General features: G+C 50.8%; 18 protein-coding genes and 1 riboswitch. Of the genes, 9 read left to right on the top strand and 9 right to left on the bottom strand.

Features of this window, described 5'->3' with window-relative positions:
• The first annotated feature begins 43 nt into the window (after window positions 1-43).
• From narL to VBY75_RS06730, 3 genes are all read left to right on the top strand, one after another.
• Complete coding sequence (gene narL, locus VBY75_RS06740) at window positions 44-691, top strand: two-component system response regulator NarL (RefSeq protein ID WP_054488662.1); 648 nt, start codon at window positions 44-46, stop codon at window positions 689-691.
• 2 nt (window positions 692-693) lie between these two features.
• Complete coding sequence (gene glp / locus VBY75_RS06735) at window positions 694-1,923, top strand: gephyrin-like molybdotransferase Glp (RefSeq protein WP_278357853.1); 1,230 nt, start codon at window positions 694-696, stop codon at window positions 1,921-1,923.
• A 65-nt stretch (window positions 1,924-1,988) separates the two neighbouring features.
• Window positions 1,989-3,587, top strand: coding sequence for a thiamine pyrophosphate-dependent enzyme (locus tag VBY75_RS06730; protein WP_416511688.1), 1,599 nt, complete (start codon window positions 1,989-1,991; stop codon window positions 3,585-3,587).
• Here the strand turns inward: VBY75_RS06730 and modC are convergent.
• The 9 genes from modC to moaA all read right to left on the bottom strand — a co-directional run bounded on the left by modC (window position 3,577) and on the right by moaA (window position 9,369).
• Window positions 3,577-4,677, bottom strand: a complete 1,101-nt coding sequence (gene modC / locus VBY75_RS06725; RefSeq protein WP_416511686.1) for a molybdenum ABC transporter ATP-binding protein — start codon at window positions 4,675-4,677, stop codon at window positions 3,577-3,579. The genes VBY75_RS06730 and modC overlap by 11 nt on opposite strands.
• Window positions 4,671-5,354 (bottom strand): molybdate ABC transporter permease subunit, encoded by a 684-nt coding sequence (gene modB / locus VBY75_RS06720; RefSeq protein WP_416511684.1) that lies wholly within the window; start codon window positions 5,352-5,354, stop codon window positions 4,671-4,673. The genes modC and modB overlap by 7 nt, the downstream gene beginning before the upstream one ends.
• A complete protein-coding gene (gene modA / locus VBY75_RS06715) occupies window positions 5,347-6,105 on the bottom strand; it encodes a molybdate ABC transporter substrate-binding protein (RefSeq protein WP_416511682.1) in 759 nt (252 codons plus the stop codon). Before modA ends, modB begins: the two co-directional genes overlap by 8 nt.
• Window positions 6,105-6,560, bottom strand: coding sequence for a molybdopterin synthase catalytic subunit MoaE (gene moaE, locus VBY75_RS06710; protein ID WP_222236228.1), 456 nt, complete (start codon window positions 6,558-6,560; stop codon window positions 6,105-6,107). The genes modA and moaE overlap by 1 nt, the downstream gene beginning before the upstream one ends.
• A gap of 9 nt (window positions 6,561-6,569) precedes the next feature.
• Window positions 6,570-6,815, bottom strand: coding sequence for a molybdopterin converting factor subunit 1 (moaD, locus tag VBY75_RS06705; RefSeq protein WP_054488676.1), 246 nt, complete (start codon window positions 6,813-6,815; stop codon window positions 6,570-6,572).
• The gene (gene moaC / locus VBY75_RS06700; protein ID WP_278356656.1) at window positions 6,812-7,300 is read right to left on the bottom strand and encodes a cyclic pyranopterin monophosphate synthase MoaC; all 489 of its coding nucleotides are present in this window, start codon (window positions 7,298-7,300) and stop codon (window positions 6,812-6,814) included. The genes moaD and moaC overlap by 4 nt, the downstream gene beginning before the upstream one ends.
• Before the next feature lie 9 nt (window positions 7,301-7,309).
• The gene (locus tag VBY75_RS06695) at window positions 7,310-7,816 is read right to left on the bottom strand and encodes a molybdenum cofactor synthesis domain-containing protein (protein ID WP_054488680.1); all 507 of its coding nucleotides are present in this window, start codon (window positions 7,814-7,816) and stop codon (window positions 7,310-7,312) included.
• Window positions 7,806-8,390: a molybdenum cofactor guanylyltransferase gene (gene mobA, locus VBY75_RS06690; protein ID WP_278357851.1), complete on the bottom strand. Its 585-nt coding sequence runs from the start codon at window positions 8,388-8,390 to the stop codon at window positions 7,806-7,808. Before mobA ends, VBY75_RS06695 begins: the two co-directional genes overlap by 11 nt.
• 1 nt (window position 8,391) lies before the next feature.
• The gene (gene moaA / locus VBY75_RS06685; protein ID WP_199494007.1) at window positions 8,392-9,369 is read right to left on the bottom strand and encodes a GTP 3',8-cyclase MoaA; all 978 of its coding nucleotides are present in this window, start codon (window positions 9,367-9,369) and stop codon (window positions 8,392-8,394) included.
• A riboswitch (molybdenum cofactor riboswitch) is annotated at window positions 9,358-9,497 on the bottom strand. (Overlaps the previous gene by 12 nt.)
• Before the next feature lie 155 nt (window positions 9,498-9,652).
• Here moaA and VBY75_RS06680 point away from each other — a divergent pair.
• The 6 genes from VBY75_RS06680 (at window position 9,653) to VBY75_RS06655 (ending at window position 16,312) form a co-directional block, all read left to right on the top strand.
• The gene (locus VBY75_RS06680) at window positions 9,653-10,951 is read left to right on the top strand and encodes a peptidase U32 family protein (protein WP_416511678.1); all 1,299 of its coding nucleotides are present in this window, start codon (window positions 9,653-9,655) and stop codon (window positions 10,949-10,951) included.
• Entirely contained in the window at window positions 10,948-11,145 is a 198-nt protein-coding gene (locus VBY75_RS06675; RefSeq protein ID WP_222236220.1) for a 4Fe-4S binding protein, read from the top strand. The genes VBY75_RS06680 and VBY75_RS06675 overlap by 4 nt, the downstream gene beginning before the upstream one ends.
• A 119-nt stretch (window positions 11,146-11,264) precedes the next feature.
• Window positions 11,265-11,921 (top strand): helix-turn-helix domain-containing protein, encoded by a 657-nt coding sequence (locus VBY75_RS06670; RefSeq protein ID WP_233399468.1) that lies wholly within the window; start codon window positions 11,265-11,267, stop codon window positions 11,919-11,921.
• Between the two features lie 19 nt (window positions 11,922-11,940).
• Window positions 11,941-13,113, top strand: a complete 1,173-nt coding sequence (locus VBY75_RS06665) for an acyl-CoA dehydrogenase (protein WP_222236219.1) — start codon at window positions 11,941-11,943, stop codon at window positions 13,111-13,113.
• Window positions 13,114-13,127: 14 nt separating this feature from the next.
• Complete coding sequence (locus tag VBY75_RS06660; RefSeq protein ID WP_416511675.1) at window positions 13,128-15,314, top strand: thiamine pyrophosphate-dependent enzyme; 2,187 nt, start codon at window positions 13,128-13,130, stop codon at window positions 15,312-15,314.
• Window positions 15,311-16,312, top strand: coding sequence for a malonyl CoA-ACP transacylase (locus VBY75_RS06655; RefSeq protein WP_416511673.1), 1,002 nt, complete (start codon window positions 15,311-15,313; stop codon window positions 16,310-16,312). The genes VBY75_RS06660 and VBY75_RS06655 overlap by 4 nt, the downstream gene beginning before the upstream one ends.

The raw sequence follows: 16,312 nt of genomic DNA, 5'->3' as shown, positions 1-16,312 counted from the left end.
GCTATGTCAAACTAACTGAGTTAAGTACACAAGGGAGAAGACTATGACAACCGAAGCAGCCAGCATTATGTTAGTGGACGATCATCCACTACTGCGAAAAGGACTAAAACAGCTGATTGCCATGGAAGACGACATGACTGTTGTCGCCGAAGCCAGTAACGGCCCGGACGCACTGGAGTTAGCTGCTGAACACGATCCTGATCTGATTGTTCTGGATCTCAACATGCATGGTATGGATGGCATAGAAACTCTGAAAAAGCTTCGGGATTCCGGGGTGACATCGCGCATTATCATGCTCACGGTTAGTGACGCCGACGACGACGTGGTGGCAGCTATTACTAATGGCGCTGACGGTTACTTGCTAAAAGATATGGAACCCGAGCTTCTGTTAGAACAAATTCACCGCGCAGTGACCGGAAAAATGGTGTTAAGCGAAGCCATCACCGAAATACTGGCTACGGCTTTGCGCCAGCCAACTCAGTCAGCCACCTCGCAATTGAGCACTTTAACCAACCGCGAGCATGAAATTTTAAGCTTAATTGCTAAAGGCATGAGTAACAAAGTCATTGCCCGCGAGCTGGATATATCCGATGGCACCGTTAAGGTGCATGTTAAACACTTACTGAAAAAGCTGGGCTTGCGCTCTCGTGTTGAGGCCGCAGTCTGGATGGTTAATCAACAAGGTGAATAAGTATGAGTAACCCGTCACTAATGCCTGTTGAGCAGGCACTAGAGAACATGCTCAATACCGTTTCAACCATAACTGACAAAGAGACGGTTGAATTATCGGAAGCGCTGGGGCGTATCCTCAACCGGCCGGTAAATTCAACGTTGGATGTTCCCGGTTATGATAATTCGGCCATGGACGGATACGCTGTCCGCAGTAGTGAAGCGAAGAAAGGTTCTCGCTTGAAAGTTGTCGGAGTTGCCGCTGCGGGGCACCCTTATAACGATTCTATCCCAGAGAACGGGTGCGTTCGTATTATGACCGGCGCCCCCATACCTGATTCAGTAGACGCCGTTATCATTCAGGAAAATACGGAAGCTAATCAGGATAAAAGTGAAATTACCGTGCTACAGGATGTCGCTGAAAGCGATAATATTCGCCGCCGGGGCAGCGATATTGCTTTGGGTGAAGAAGTGATAGCAACGAGTACACGCTTAAGCCCTGTTGATATTGGCTTGCTGGCATCGCTGGGTATTGAGGAAGTGGCCGTTTACCGTAAACCGAAAATTGCGGTGTTCTCAACCGGTGATGAATTAGTAGCCCCCGGCGGAAAACTAAAAAGCGGGCAAATTTTTGACAGCAACCGTTATCTGTTATTGGCTATGCTGGAGAAAATGGGCGTCGAGGCTGTGAACCTTGGCCGGCTGAATGATGACTTAGAAGCTATAAGTCAGGCATTACAAGACGCAACACAAAATTGCGACGCAGTGATAACCAGTGGGGGTGTCTCCGTCGGTGACGCCGATTTTACCAAAACCGCTTTAGAACAATTGGGCTCGGTTTCATTCTGGAAGGTCGCTATGAAGCCCGGTAAACCTTTTGCCTTTGGCAAACTTAAAGACACCTGGTTCTTTGGTTTACCCGGCAACCCGGTTGCAGCAGCCGTGACCATGGATCAACTGACACAGCCGGTGTTGAAGCATCTCTCCGGTGAAAAACACATCAGTAGTGAATCTTATCAGGCAACGGCGGCGGAATATTTGAAAAAGCGACCGGGCCGGGCCGACTTTCAGCGTGGCTGGTTTGAGCAGGACAACAATGGTCAGCTTAAAGTCAGCAGTGCCGGTTCGCAAAGCTCCGCCGTGTTAAGCACACTGAAACGTGCCAACTGCTTTATCCGACTAGAGCAGGACCGCGGCCCTGTGAGTGCGGGCGAAGAAGTCACCATTCTGCCTTTTTCTTCACTGTTGCGGTAAATGTTGACCAAAATCAATTCAGCCTGACGCAAAACATGGACACTGTTCCTTCCGGGAGGGTGTCCATGAAATTTACAGACGTACTATTAGAACAATTTGAAGAACTTGGCATAAACGAACTGTTCGGCATTCCGGGCGACTTTATTCTGCCGCTACTGGCAGACATTCAAAGTCGCCAGCGCATGCCTTTTCATTACCTGAGCCATGAGCCCGCTATTACCTTCTGCGCAGATGCTGCGGCCCGTATTTGTAACCGCCCATCGGCGGTGTTTCTCACCTATGGCGCTGGTGCACTCAATGCAGTGAATTCCGTTGCTCAAGCCTATGAAGAGCACGTTCCGCTCATTATCGTTGCAGGATTTCCGGCGCAAAAAGAAATTGATCGTGGGTTAAGCATTCATCACCAGGCCAAGCAGGTTGACTCGCAGCGCCTTATTTATGAACAAGTCACCTGCTGTCAGGTACGAATAAATTCACCGCTAACGGCTACCGAACAACTGCAAAAAGCGCTAGCTGCCTGCCGTAAGTATTCTCGCCCGGTATTAATTGAAGTTGCGCGGGATGCTTACGATTACCCCGTTGAACCACCTAAGGCCTTAGCCGTACCGGAAATGCCAGATACAGAGCTGTCCAGCCTGACCTCACAGCTAAAAAAACGTCTGGAAAAAGCAAAAAACCCCATAATTCTGGCAGGTATCGATGTGCGCCGCTTTAACGCCTCTGCTGAGCTGGAAAGTTTCAGCAAGAAAGCTGGCATTCCCATTATCACTACCTTTCTTGGCCGGGCTGTGGTTGATCACACACACCCTAACTTTGCCGGCGTATTTCTTGATGATGCTGATACCCGGGCCTACCAGTTACTGGAGCAGACCGACTTAATTCTGGCGGTGGGGGTTATCCGCACAGACAGTAACTTTGCCGCCCATAATCCACTCTTTAATAATGAGAAGCTGGTGGATATTCAGCAGAACCACTGTCAGATAGAAAAAAGTGCTTACCACCATGTGCAGCTGGATAAGCTATTCCGCAAGTTAGAGCAAGGTAACCTCCCAGACTACCACTACTCTATAGCCGCGACCGGCAGTTGCTCTATACCTGATGATACCTTTAATGCCGACAACGTGATGCGCACCATTCATCAGCAACTGGCACGCAGTGAGCAGGTGGTTCCTTTTGTGACCGATGTCGGCGATTGCCTGTTTGCCTCGTTACAGGCCGAACCCAGTCTTTGTCTGGCCCCCGCCTACTATGCCTCGATGGGCTACTCCATACCCGCAGCCTATGGTATTCAGGCCGCTACGGGCATGCGGCCCATGGTGTTGGTAGGCGATGGCGCTTTCCTGATGACCGGACTGGAGCTTGGACATTTTCAACGACATGATTATGCCCCAATTATTGTGCTCTTTAATAACCGTTGCTGGGACATGATCCAGGCTTTTGCACCTCAACTTGAATGCACCAATCTCAATGGCTGGGACTATCAGCAGTTAAGCCAGAGCATGAACTGTGAATATTATCGCGTCAGCCAAAGTGCACAACTTGAAGACGCCGTTCAGCAGGCGTTAATGCAGACAAAGAAAGTGTCTTTTATTGAGGTTGAGCTGGCAGCCAATACCCGAACTGAAAGGTTGAACCGCTTTGCTTATCGCTTTCTTAATGCATAGCGGCTGCTTTAAATGACGCATAAACCTGTTGTTGAAGCTTTAAGTTCAGACGTTTAACCGAGGCATTGGTTACCAATGCCCGGAGTATCTGGTCGCCAACGGTTAAAACAACAACAGTCTCAGCAACATGCTTAGCAGGTTCAAAGTCGATAATACGCGCGACTACCTGGTTCGTCAGTGAAGTATTAGGTAAATATTCTGTCGCAATACTGACGTCTCTCGCCCAGACAAGTAACCGCCCCGCCGGGCGTATTCTTGCCTCGCCCACACCTGTCACATCGACAGCGGCATTGACCGGTAGCCAGAGTCGCTGCTCCGCCAGTTGCCATGCAAGCAGTTCATCGGTGGCATTAACACGCCCGGCCGGTTGGCTCGGTGGCGTTACCGATAACACCGACAGCGGCCCTTCGCTGTGGCCGGCCAGAGAATCGACCTGGGTCTGCAAAGTACCGCTGGAAACCAGCTTACCATTCGCCATGATTACTACGTCATCGGCCAGCTGCACCACTTCCTCAACATGATGCGACACCAGCAACATAGGTAATCGGAAGCGATTCTGTATTCGTCGTAAATCGGTAAGAATTTGCTTTTTCGCGGTTGCATCCAGGCCATTCATGGGCTCATCGAGCAATAATAACTGCGGCTGTGACAACAATGCACGACCTATGGCTACGCGCTGCTGCTGCCCTCCGGAAAGCTGGCCCGGCTTACGCTGCAGCAGCTCTCTAAGCGACAACATATCAACGACCTCAGCAAAGCCGATAGCCAATTCACTGTCATTGATGTTTTTCGGCATGCCGTATCTTAGATTATTTTCGACCGACATAGTGGCAAACAAGTGAGCCTGTTGAAATACCAGTGCCAGTCCACGTTGCTCCGTTTTCATGCGCGGTTTGCGCGAATGCCAGAGTGCATCCCGCCAGCGGACACTGCCTTTCAGGCCCGGAGTTAATCCGGCGATAGCTCGTAATAAAGTACTTTTACCGCAGCCCGACGGGCCAAAAATGGCGGTCACACGGTCATCGGCAAAACTGTGCGCCAACTGCAGACAGAAGTCGCCCTGTTGTTGTTCTATATTGACCGTTAACATAACCGCCCTCCACGCTGAGCGCGCCTCTGCCAGGCATAAACTGAGACCAGCACGGTAAAGGCAAATAACAACAGACCCAGCGACAACCGCTCAGCCGCGCCGTAGTTCATGGCTTCGGCATGGTCGTAAATAAGTACCGACAAAACCTGGGTTTCTCCCGGTATACTGCCACCAAGCATTAAAATGACACCAAACTCGCCTAAGGTATGGGCAAAGCTCAGAGTTGCCGCAATGAGGAACCCGCCCTGACAAGAGGGCAATACAATGGTCCAGAACCGACGCCACCAGCCGGCACCCAGAGTTGCTGCAACATCCAGTTGCTCTTTACCCAATTGCCGAAAAGACTCCACCAGTGGCTGCACCGCAAAGGGTAAGGAATAAATAACCGAGCCGATGAGAATACCTTCGAAACTAAACGCCAGATGGTTCAGCCCCCAGGACTCCAGCGTAGATCCAATAAAACCGTTAGGACCTAGCCAAATGAGTAGGTAAAAACCGAGTACTGTTGGCGGTAACACCAACGGCAAGGCCACAATGGCCTGAACCGGAGCTGCCAGCCAGCTGCGCTGATTCGCCAGCCACCAGGCAATAGGCGTCGCCAGCAGTAACAGAATAAGCGTACTGTAAGCGCCTAACTGCAATGTCAGTACTACCGCTTGCCAGTCTGTGCTACTCATTGCTGGCCCCCGCTCTGTTACCCGGCATTAACCCATGCTTGCATTTAAGAGGGTTAAACTCCTCTCTCTGTGTAAACTGACTGAACTGTATTGCTAAGTTCAAATCATCAGCGCGCCTTAACACCGCATGTGACTGCTTCAATAAGCGCTCATCACTCAGAGGCAATACTAGCAACTGATTGTCGTCGCGAGCATCGACCGGCAGTACCGAGAGCGCAACAAAGGCCATATCGGCTGCCCCTGACAAGGCCATTTGGGCTGTCTGAGCGACATTTTCTGCGTAAACCAACTGCCCCTCAACTGCATCAGCAAGCTGGTGGTTCTCTAAAACGCGCATAGCCGCCTTGCCAAAAGGAGCATGGCGCGGCTGGGCAATCGCCAGAGTAACGGATTTCATCTCGCTCAGCTGTTCAATCGACTCAGGCAGTAAGCCCGCTTTCGCGCTCCACAACACCAGTTGCCCATAGCCATCGGTGATGATTTTTCCGCTTAAATAGCCCGATGTTTGCAGATGCTGAAGGTAGCTAACGTCGGCCGAAAAATAGAGGTCGTACGGCGCACCGTGCTGAATTTGAGTAGCCAGCTTGCCGGAGGAGCCGAAAACCAAGCGTACAGAAACATTCTCGCGCTGCTCAAACTCATCTGCCAGCTCGGTCAACAAAGACCGGTAGCTGGATGCTGCCGCTATGGTTAAGTCTGTAGCCCATACCGACGATGAAAAAAGCAGTAACAACAAACTCCAAAGCTTCACTACTGCTGACTCCACTGCTCTGCCGCTTGCTGATCACTTTGCTTTGCTTCTACCCAATGCTCGCCTTTTTCTGTATGTTCTTTCTTCCAGAAAGGCGCCTGTGTTTTTAAGTAATCCATAATAAAGCTGGCAGCCGAGAAAGCTGCCTGCCGATGGCCACTGGCAACGGCCACCATAACAATTTGTTCATTCAGCGCCAGATAACCTACCCGATGGATAACCGTCACGCCATGCAGGTCCCAGCGTTTCTGAGCCTCTTCAACGATAGAGGCTAGTGCCTTTTCAGTCATTCCCGGGTAATGCTCAAGCTCGAGACCGCGTAAACCACCCTCAACCGAGTCCCGCACCAAACCCGTAAAAGTCACCACCGCACCGCACTGCTTATTCTGTGCGAGGCGTTGATATTCTGTGGCTAAATCAAAGTCTTCTTGCTGAACCCGAACGCTGATACTCATGAGTAACTCCTAACCACCGGTAACCGGCGGGAACAGCGCCACTTCATCACCGTCTTTAACTTCCGTTGTTAGCGGCAATAAGTTTTGATTAACCGCACACAGCAACTGATAGCGATCCAGCTCTTTAGCGTAGCGCTCAGACTGTTGTTTTAATACCTGAACCAGCTCTTGTACTGTACTGACGTCAGCATCCACCTGCGTTTCTGCTAACCCTAACCGCTCTCGCAATACAGCAAAAAATTTTACGGTGATCACAACGGCGTACCTCCTCGTGTCCAGTGACCTCTTTTGCCACCTTCTTTCTCAAGCAGACAGGTGTCGGTTATGACCATGGCCGGATCAACCGCTTTGCACATGTCGTACACCGTTAAGGCCGCGACCGATGCCGCCGTCAAAGCTTCCATTTCCACGCCTGTACTACCGGTTACCTTGCAGAGACTCTGAATGCGAACTTCGCCTTTTTCATGGTCAAGTTCGAAGTCGATAGTGACTTTGGTTAGGGCTAACGGGTGGCAAAGAGGAATCAGCTCGCTGCATTTTTTGGCAGACATAATGCCGGCAATGCGTGCTGTGGCCAGGACATCGCCCTTTTTAGCCGCGGCGGCTTCCAGCAGCTCAATCACGTCTGTGCGGCTACGTAGCCTGCTTTGTGCCACTGCTATGCGCGTAGTGGTGGCTTTATCAGCAACATCCACCATATGGGCTTCGCCGTGCTGATTCAGATGGGTTAATTCACTCATGTGTTTTCCTTATGACAGATGGCCGACGAAATTACAGGGGCCCTGACGTGAATCCAACTGTGGGCCCAGCAAGCTGTCCCAGGCCAGCTGTGCAGCGCCGCCGGAGCCTGGTACTGCTGCAACTAAGGTACGGTTTGCTAATCCGGCAAACGCCCGTGACTGAACGCTGGAGGTACCGATATCAGCAAAAGACAGTTGCCTGAATAACTCACCAAAGCCATCAATATGACTGTCCAGTAGCGGCATTAGTGCGTCCTGAGTGACGTTATCCAGCGCGAAACCGGTGCCGCCATTGGTCACCACAACTTGAATATCTTCACGCGCTATCCACTGACTGACCAATGCTCTAATCTGGTATTTGTCGTGACTGAGTACTTCGCGTTCCACGACCTTGTGGCCGTCGTTTTCCATGAGCTTCTGCAGCAGGTCGCCGGTGCTGTCGTCCGCCCGGGTGCGTTTATCTGAAAAAGTCACCACAGCAATGTTTAATGGCTTAAAGGATTTATTAGCTTTCATGCATCCACTCCTGAGTCTGGCCGTGAATTTGACAGAGTTGCGACCATTGTTCCGGGGTATTGGTATTCACCAGTTGTGATTCGTTCTGGCAGGATAAGGCTTGCGCGTTAAATCGTTGCAGCAGTGCAAAAACTGATCGCCGACCATTGGGGCCCGACAATTGCTGTTCAATATCTGTCTGAAGCTCCTTGCTGTTGGTCAACACGCAAGGTAGAGCACAATCCTGATAGTAACTCGCTGAAGCCTGGTTATTGAGCAGCGGTAACAAAGTTTCAGCCGTCAATGCCGGCATGTCTACCGGTACTACCAATACTTTAGTAAATTGGCAATGCGGCAGACAGGCATGCAAGCCTGATAGAGGCCCCTGGTCCGGGATAGTGTCCGATACAAACCCTGGCTGATTGCGGCTGACAATAATATCGTGGCAGCCAAGCTCAGATAACTTTGCCTGCATATAATCCAGTAGGTTCTCAGAACCAAAACGCAGTAAAGCCTTGTCCTTACCCATACGGGAAGAACGCCCGCCAGCCAGCAGTATGCTACTGAAAGAAGAGCTTACGTTAGAGCCGACCATGTTAGCCTCCAATCATCGCCAGATGGCGCGTTGCTCCGCTGTTACCCTCGTGCAAGCCGTGAGTCGCTTCTTTCAGCATAATATTGTCACGCAGTGCGTTCATTAGCGGTTCCGGATCATCGCTTTGTAAGTACTTGCGAATATCCTGATGCTGTTCGGTAAACAGGCATAAGAACAGCTGGCCCAGGCTGGAAACCCGCAGCCTATTGCAGTCGTCACAGAAGTCTTTGCTGTAAGGCATAATAAGCCCCATTTTCCCTTGGTAGTCAGGGTGCGTAAACTCCTGCGCAGGGCCAGCGTTGTCCGCTCTTGAAGTAAGCGACCAGCCTTCGGACTGAAGCTGCTGTTTTATGCTTTCTCCACTGACATGATGGCGTTGATAGTATTCTGTATTGTCCGTAGTACGCATTAGCTCAATGAATCGCAACGCCACATTGCGGTCTTTAATAAACTTGAGAAACTCAGGCAGCTCACCGCCATTGTATTGCTTTAGCAGCACGGTATTGACCTTGACCGTTGCAAAGTCCATATCAACCGCCTGGTCGATACCTTCAATAATTTCCGGAAGTTTATTTTGCCCGGTCACCAGATGAAAAGTACTGGGATCCAGGCTGTCGATACTGACATTAATTGCGTCCAGACCGGCGTCACGCCAGGCGGGCAAGTCGCGCTTCATGCGGTAGCCATTGGTGGTCATAGCCACTTTCTCAATGCCGGGAACCGACTTACAGGTAGCAATAATTTCCGTCAGGTCTTTACGCAGACAAGGCTCACCGCCGGTTAAGCGTATTTTGGTGGTGCCCAGTTTAGCAAAAGCCGTTACCAGACGGCGCACTTCAGGCAAAGTAATTTCATACTTACGGGAGCTGCAGTCAGGGCCGTCGGGAAGGCAATAGTCACAGCGAAAGTTACAACTTTCGGTCAGTGACAGGCGCAAATAGGTAAAGCGCCGCGCGAAGCGATCTTGTAATTGTTGCATATCACACCTTTCCAAGTTCGGGAGGTACTTTCGTTTCCAAAAGCACCCTGGTGGCTGAATTGCCACGGCATACCGTTCATACCCTAATAAAAGAGCTTAGAGCCGGTAGCTCGGCGTAGTGTGCACAGCTTAGTAGAGCAAGCTATAGAGCGAAATTCCCTTGAAGGGAGGGGTGAACTACCACTTAGGGGGTATTTGCGCGCTATAAGCCTTGATATACATCAAGTTTTGCCGGTGAAATTTCTGCTAATCTTTGCCGCCACGTTGGTCATACAGGTGTTCTATGTCAGCCGCTCATTTCCGCCCTGAATTGCTTTGCCCTGCCGGTAGCCCGGAAGCCATGCGTATGGCCTTTGCCTATGGTGCCGATGCGGTCTACGCTGGAGAGCCTCGCTACAGCCTGCGCGTACGCAATAACAGCTTCACTCTGGATAACTTGGGTGAATGCATTGACGAAGCGCACCAACAGGGAAAGCGCTTTTATGTGGTAGTCAACATTGCTCCACATAATGCGAAATTGGCAAAGTTTGTTGAACACATTCGCGCTATTGTCGACATGAAACCGGATGCCTTAATTGTTTCCGACCCCGGAGTGGTGATGCTGCTGCAGGAAAACTTCCCTGAGCAGCCCCTGCACTTATCGGTGCAGGCCAACACCATTAACTGGGCAGCGCTGAAGTTCTGGCAGCAACAAGGTATTGAACGCGTTATTTTGTCGCGCGAGCTGGGCTTAAAAGAAATTGCAGAAATGCGCCAGCAGGTGCCGGACATTGAAATTGAAGTTTTTGTACATGGCGCTTTGTGTATGGCCTACTCCGGGCGCTGCCTGCTGTCCGGTTATATGAACAAGCGCGACCCAAATCAGGGCGCCTGCACCAATGCCTGCCGCTGGGGCTACGAAGTTCACGAAGCCAAAGAGAACGCGGTAGGTCAGTACGAGCCGGTATTGCTTGGTGACCCCAAGCGTCCACAAGACTTAATGTTGCTCGATGAAGATCAGCACGGCTCCTACATTATGAACTCCAAAGACCTGCGCGCCGTGGAATATGTCAATGACTTAGTAGAAATGGGTGTGCACTCACTAAAAATTGAAGGCCGCACCAAATCAGACTACTACATTGCCCGCACAGCTCAGGTCTATCGTCGGGCAATTGATGACGCTGTTGCCGGCAAACCTTTTAATACCGAGCTTCTTAATGAGTTAAACGGTATGGCAAACCGCGGGTTTACCCCGGGCTTTCTGCAGCGTCACACCCCACAGGACTTACAAAACTACGAACGTTCACACAGTGAAGGCGAACATATTCTGGTAGGTCAGCTAACTGGGGCGGCAAACAGCAGCTCTGTCTATGAGGTCGCGGTAAAAAATGGCTTCTCTATTGGCGATGACTTGCTACTGATGACTCCGAAAGGTAACTATCCATTTCAGCTGGCACGTATGGAGTCACTTAAAGATGAAGCTATGATCCGCGCGCCGGGGTCTGGTTATCAGGTCAAAATTCAAACACCTGTCGCCATAGACAAACAGGACATTCCCTATTGTTTTCTCATAAAAGAAGCAGCAGTGAGGAAAGTAGCATGATTGTTATTAACGATGGTTGCATTAACTGCGATATTTGTGAACCCGAGTGCCCAACCGAAGCGATTTCGATGGGCGACAGCATTTACGAAATAAATCAGGATAAGTGCGTAGAGTGTGAAGGCTATTACGATACGCCTAACTGCTATGTCGTCTGCCCGGTTGAAGCGGTCGATATTCTACAAGCAAAGGGGTAAATACCCCCCTCTCTTTAGAGGTAGATAAATCATTCGGAGGGTTTTGTATAGTGAACCAGATCAATAATTCGGTAGATGAGATGACTATGCGTACCCCAATTCAATGTAGCCAATGCAGCATGCAATCGATTTGCGTCCCCGCTGGCCTGGTTCCAAGCGACGTCGAGATTCTCGATAAAAGCAGCCGCGAACCGCATCTTTATAATAAACGCAGCGTGGTTTTCAGCGAGGACCGCCCGTTAACTTCTGTGTTCGCGATTAAAAGCGGATCGGTCAAATGCTATACCATTGACAGTAATGGTAAGCAGCAGATTACCAGCTTCCATCTGGTGGGCGATATTGTAGGCCTTGAGGCATTAGCCAACGGTAAAGCCGCAACTTATTGCGAAACCTTAGAGACCTCCATGCTCTGCGAAATTAAGCTAAATAAACTGTTCGCGCAGGAGCTGCCCAAAGTTGAAAACAACCTTTTGCAGCTAATGAGCCGCCGTTTAGCCAATTGCAGCAAACACTACTTAAACATAGTGAATACCAGTGCTGAACAAAAAGTCATCGCTTTTTTGCTTTCAATCAGCACGCACATGCATCAACATGGTCTTTCACGCAACGAATATCGACTGCCCATGACGCGCACCGACATAGCCAACTATTTAGGCTTAGCCGTTGAAACCGTCAGCCGTATTTTTACATCGTTAAAGGAAGAATCCCTTATCGATACCAAGCAGTCTATTCTGACCATAAACAATTTAAACGCCTTAGAGCGCCGCGTCGCATAACGCTACTTTAGGAGGTTACATGTCATCCGCTGGTTTTAATTGGTCCGATCCCCTCAACTGGCAAAACGCTTTGTCCGATGAAGAGAAGATGATTCAGGAAAGTGCTCATCAGTACGCTCAGGAAAAGCTGATGCCCCGCGTGCTGGATGCCAACCGCAATGAGAACTTTGATCGCCAGATTATGAACGAGCTGGGTGAGATGGGGCTACTGGGCGCCACCTTACCGGAAGAATACGGCGGCAGCGGTGTTAACCATGTCAGCTACGGCCTTATTGCCCGTGAAATTGAGCGTGTCGACAGCGGCTATCGCAGTGCCATGAGTGTACAGTCATCGTTGGTGATGCACCCTATTTACACCTTTGGTACCGAGGCGCAGCGCAAAAAATACTTACCTAAATTAGCCAGCGGTGAATGGGTGGGTTGCTTTGGCCTGACCGAGCCAGATTCCGGCTCAGATCCGGCCAGCATGCGTACCACAGCTAAGCGCACCGACAACGGTTATGTGTTGTCCGGCTCTAAAATGTGGATAACAAACTCGCCTATCGCTGATGTTTTTGTGGTCTGGGCAAAACTTGACGGCGAAATTCGCGGTTTTGTACTGGAAAAAGGTATGAAAGGTCTGAGCGCCCCTAAAATTGACGGTAAGTTCTCGCTTCGAGCGTCTATCACCGGCGAAATTGTTATGGATGGCGTTGAAGTATCCGAAGACCATATTTTCCCTGAAGTTAAAGGTTTAAAAGGTCCGTTTAGCTGTCTCAATAAAGCGCGCTATGGCATTGCCTGGGGTTCGCTTGGTGCCGCTGAATTCTGCTGGCACGCAGCACGACAATATACGCTGGAACGCAGTCAATTTGGCCGTCCACTGGCAGCAAATCAGTTGATACAGAAAAAACTGGCTGACATGCAGACCGAAATCAGCCTGGGTTTATTAGGCTGTCTGCAAGCCGGGCGCGAACTCGATAACGGCACGCTTAACCCCATAGCTATTTCGCTCATTAAACGTAACAGCTGTGGTAAGGCGCTGGATATTGCCCGTCAGGCGCGCGACATGCACGGCGGCAACGGTATTGCCGATGAATACCACGTAATCCGCCATGTGATGAATTTAGAAGCGGTGAATACTTACGAGGGTACACACGACATTCATGCATTAATTCTGGGTCGTTCACAGACCGACATTCCTGCGTTTTAATAGCGAGGGTTATCATGCGTTGCGATATTGAGGGCTGGCAACAGGACTTTATTGAGCGACTGGCGCAGGAAGATTTGCCTGCGCCTCAATCGCAGCACTCGAACTTGAGCGATACTGACTTATTTGCACTCTTTCACAGTCAGGTTCTGAGTCGCTTCACCGATATCGAATCGCGACGCCTGCAGCGTCAGGGCAAAAGCTTTTACACTATTGGCAGCGCGGGACACGAAGGTAACGCAGCTATTGCCGCAGCGCTGCGGGTCACCGACCCGGCTTTTCTGCACTATCGCAGCGGCGCTTTTTTCTTGCAGCGTGCCAGGCAACTTGAGGGGTCGCACTCCCTGTACGACCTCATGCTGTCTTTTTGTGCCTCCAGTGACGACCCCATATCCGGCGGCCGCCACAAGGTACTGGGCAGCCTGGCGCTTAATATACCACCGCAAACTTCGACCATTGCTTCGCACTTACCCAAAGCCATGGGTACCGCCTACGCCATTGGACTCAGTAAACGCTTAAAACAAGCTGGCCAGTGGCCGGATGATGCCATTGTGCTTTGTAACTTTGGCGACGCCTCAGCAAACCACTCTACGGCAGTAGGGGCTCTCAATGCCACCGGCTGGAGTGCGTACCAGGGCATGCCGATGCCCATTCTCTACGTGTGTGAAGACAACGGTATTGGCATTTCTACCTCAACACCCCGAGGATGGACCGCTCGGCAGCTTCAGAATTATCCGTCAATACGTTACTACTATGCAGACGGCGCTAATGTCAGTGAAATCTACGCTGTTGCCAGTCAGGCAGCCGATTATATAAGGCGCACGCGAAAACCCGCGATTCTGCATTTGAAAACGCAGCGTTTTTTTGGTCACGCCGGTGCCGATGCTGAAGTTGCCTACCGCAGCAGTGAATCAATTGCACAAGGCTTTGAAACCGATGTGTTGTTGCAAACCGCAGCACAAGTTGTCGAACGGGGCCTTTGCACCGGCTCTCAACTTTCGGAAAAAGCGCAGTGCTGGTTGCAGCGTATTCAGAGGGTGGGGGCTGAAGCCTCCACCCGGCCCAGACTCGAGTGCGCGGAGTCGGTCATGGCTTCCATTGTGCCAAAAACACTGGCCGACGATACTCAGCCACTAACCAGCACACAGCAACAGGCGGTATTCGCGTTTGATAAGCGTAACTTTAAGAAGCCCCAGCCCTTAGGCAAAATGATTAACTGGGCGCTGCACGAAATACTGGCGCGGTACCAGAACACCGTTGTGTTTGGTGAGGATGTCGGCAAAAAAGGCGGGGTGTACCATGTGACTCACCACCTTTTTGATCATTTTGGTGCTAACCGTGTCGTAAATACCTTACTGGATGAGCAAAGCATTCTTGGCTTAGCCATGGGCATGGCACAACAGGGCTTTCTTCCCATACCGGAAATTCAGTTCCTGGCTTACGTACATAATGCCGAAGACCAAATTCGGGGCGAAGCCGCCACTCTGCCCTTTTTCTCTAATGGTCAGTACCACAACGGTATGGTCATTCGTATTGCGGGCCTTGCCTACCAAAAAGGCTTTGGCGGCCATTTCCATAACGACAATTCCTTCGCCGTATTCCGCGATATTCCAGGGGTTATCGTTATGTGTCCGTCGAATGGGCACGACGCGGTACTCATGATGAGGCAAGCGGTTCAGCTTGCCCACTGCCAGAAGCGCTTAGTCATTTTTCTTGAACCTATTGCGCTTTACATGACTCGTTACTTGCTTGAAGAAGGCGATCAATGCTGGCTGCATGAGTTTCCATCAGCTGACGCACCGCTGCCAGCTTTAGGCGAGCCTTCCCGTTATGGTGACGGCGACGAGTTGGTCATTATCACCTACGGCAATGGTTACTACTTAAGCCGGCAAGCGTGTAGTGAACTCAACCTTGAACAGCGCATCCGTATTCTTGATTTACGCTACTTAGTACCGCTGGATATTGAAAAGATCGTAGAGGCCATTGGCTCTGCTAACCACATTCTGGTTGTCGATGAGTGTCGTAACCGCGGTTCGCTAAGTGAAGAGCTGATAACGGCTTTGTACGAGCACCGCCGTGACTGGCAACGTGTTGACCGCATTACCGCCAAAGACAGCTTTATTCCTCTGGGGTCAGCCGCCTATAAGGTTCTGCCCGGAAAAGAAGACATTCGCCAGTATTTACAGGAGCATTTAGGCCAATGAAACAAACTGCCGTTATCGTCTGCCCCGGTCGTGGTGGTTACAACAAACCTGAATTAGGCTCTATCACTGAGCGCCATTTGCCAAAGCAAAGCGAACTCATTAGCCGGTTAGATAAAGTCCGCGAAAACGAAGGTTTTATCGGCGTTTCGGAGCTGGACCAGAAAGATAAGTTCGATCACCGCCTACATTTAAAACCGGAAAATTCCGCAGCCTTAATTTTTGCCGCCGGTTACGCCGACTTCAAAGCGGTTGACCCGGAGCAGTATGACATAGTAGCCGTAACCGGAAACTCTATGGGCTGGTATACCGCCCTGGCCTGTGCCGGTGCATGGCAGCCGGAAAAAGCGATGTCTATTGTCACCGACATGGCAAAGCGAACTGCCACAGCCGAGGGTGCGCAGCTTATTTACCCCATTATGAACGAGCAGTGGCAACCGGACAAAGCTCGTGAAAAGGCCGTCAGTCAACTGTTAGAACAACACGCGGGAGAGCTGTTTTTATCCATTCGTTACGGCGGCTATGTTCTGCTGGCAGGTACACAGAATGCGATTAACGCTGCCAGCAAAACCCTGGCTCCTGTTGATAACCGCTTCCCTATGATTTTACCCGGCCATGCGGCATTTCATTCGCCGTTAATGAAAGAGGCGTCAGATCAGGCTCTTTCCGTGTGGGACAGCAGTCATTTCAGACAGCCTGAACTGCCACTGATAGACGGCCGTGGTGTTATCTGGGAGCCGCCCGGCTGCCATTTGGACGCCCTGCAACGCTATACTTTTGGGCATCAGGTAACCGAATATTACGACTACACCAAAGCCATTACAGTCGCCTTAAGAGAATTTGCGCCGGATAAGCTATTGCTGCTGGGGCCTGGCAATAGCCTGGGTGGTGCCACCGGACAAAGCCTGGTCGCAGCCAACTGGCGCAATCTTTCCGGTAAAGATGACTTTACTCAGCGACAAGAAAGTGAAAAAGCCCCGGTTATTAGCCTGGGGCTGTAA

Origin of the sequence: Idiomarina sp. HB, assembly GCF_048059115.1 — a bacterium.
GTDB lineage: Bacteria > Pseudomonadota > Gammaproteobacteria > Enterobacterales > Alteromonadaceae > Idiomarina > Idiomarina abyssalis.
The sequence above is the reverse complement of the archived record's forward strand: the minus strand, read 5'-3'. Positions and strand labels throughout refer to the sequence as shown.

Excerpts from the sequence above, each read along its gene's own strand:
- moaC (WP_278356656.1), bottom strand. The coding sequence starts at position 7,300 with ATGAGTGAATTAACCCATCTGAATCAGCACGGCGAAGCCCATATGGTG.
- mobA (WP_278357851.1), bottom strand. The coding sequence starts at position 8,390 with ATGGTCGGCTCTAACGTAAGCTCTTCTTTCAGTAGCATACTGCTGGCT.
- modC (WP_416511686.1), bottom strand. The coding sequence starts at position 4,677 with ATGTTAACGGTCAATATAGAACAACAACAGGGCGACTTCTGTCTGCAG.
- VBY75_RS06655 (WP_416511673.1), top strand. The coding sequence starts at position 15,311 with ATGAAACAAACTGCCGTTATCGTCTGCCCCGGTCGTGGTGGTTACAAC.
- glp (WP_278357853.1), top strand. The coding sequence starts at position 694 with ATGAGTAACCCGTCACTAATGCCTGTTGAGCAGGCACTAGAGAACATG.
- moaA (WP_199494007.1), bottom strand. The coding sequence starts at position 9,369 with ATGCAACAATTACAAGATCGCTTCGCGCGGCGCTTTACCTATTTGCGC.
- VBY75_RS06675 (WP_222236220.1), top strand. The coding sequence starts at position 10,948 with ATGATTGTTATTAACGATGGTTGCATTAACTGCGATATTTGTGAACCC.
- VBY75_RS06680 (WP_416511678.1), top strand. The coding sequence starts at position 9,653 with ATGTCAGCCGCTCATTTCCGCCCTGAATTGCTTTGCCCTGCCGGTAGC.
- VBY75_RS06695 (WP_054488680.1), bottom strand. The coding sequence starts at position 7,816 with ATGAAAGCTAATAAATCCTTTAAGCCATTAAACATTGCTGTGGTGACT.
- moaE (WP_222236228.1), bottom strand. The coding sequence starts at position 6,560 with ATGAGTATCAGCGTTCGGGTTCAGCAAGAAGACTTTGATTTAGCCACA.
- VBY75_RS06730 (WP_416511688.1), top strand. The coding sequence starts at position 1,989 with ATGAAATTTACAGACGTACTATTAGAACAATTTGAAGAACTTGGCATA.
- VBY75_RS06660 (WP_416511675.1), top strand. The coding sequence starts at position 13,128 with ATGCGTTGCGATATTGAGGGCTGGCAACAGGACTTTATTGAGCGACTG.
- VBY75_RS06665 (WP_222236219.1), top strand. The coding sequence starts at position 11,941 with ATGTCATCCGCTGGTTTTAATTGGTCCGATCCCCTCAACTGGCAAAAC.
- narL (WP_054488662.1), top strand. The coding sequence starts at position 44 with ATGACAACCGAAGCAGCCAGCATTATGTTAGTGGACGATCATCCACTA.
- modB (WP_416511684.1), bottom strand. The coding sequence starts at position 5,354 with ATGAGTAGCACAGACTGGCAAGCGGTAGTACTGACATTGCAGTTAGGC.
- VBY75_RS06670 (WP_233399468.1), top strand. The coding sequence starts at position 11,265 with ATGCAATCGATTTGCGTCCCCGCTGGCCTGGTTCCAAGCGACGTCGAG.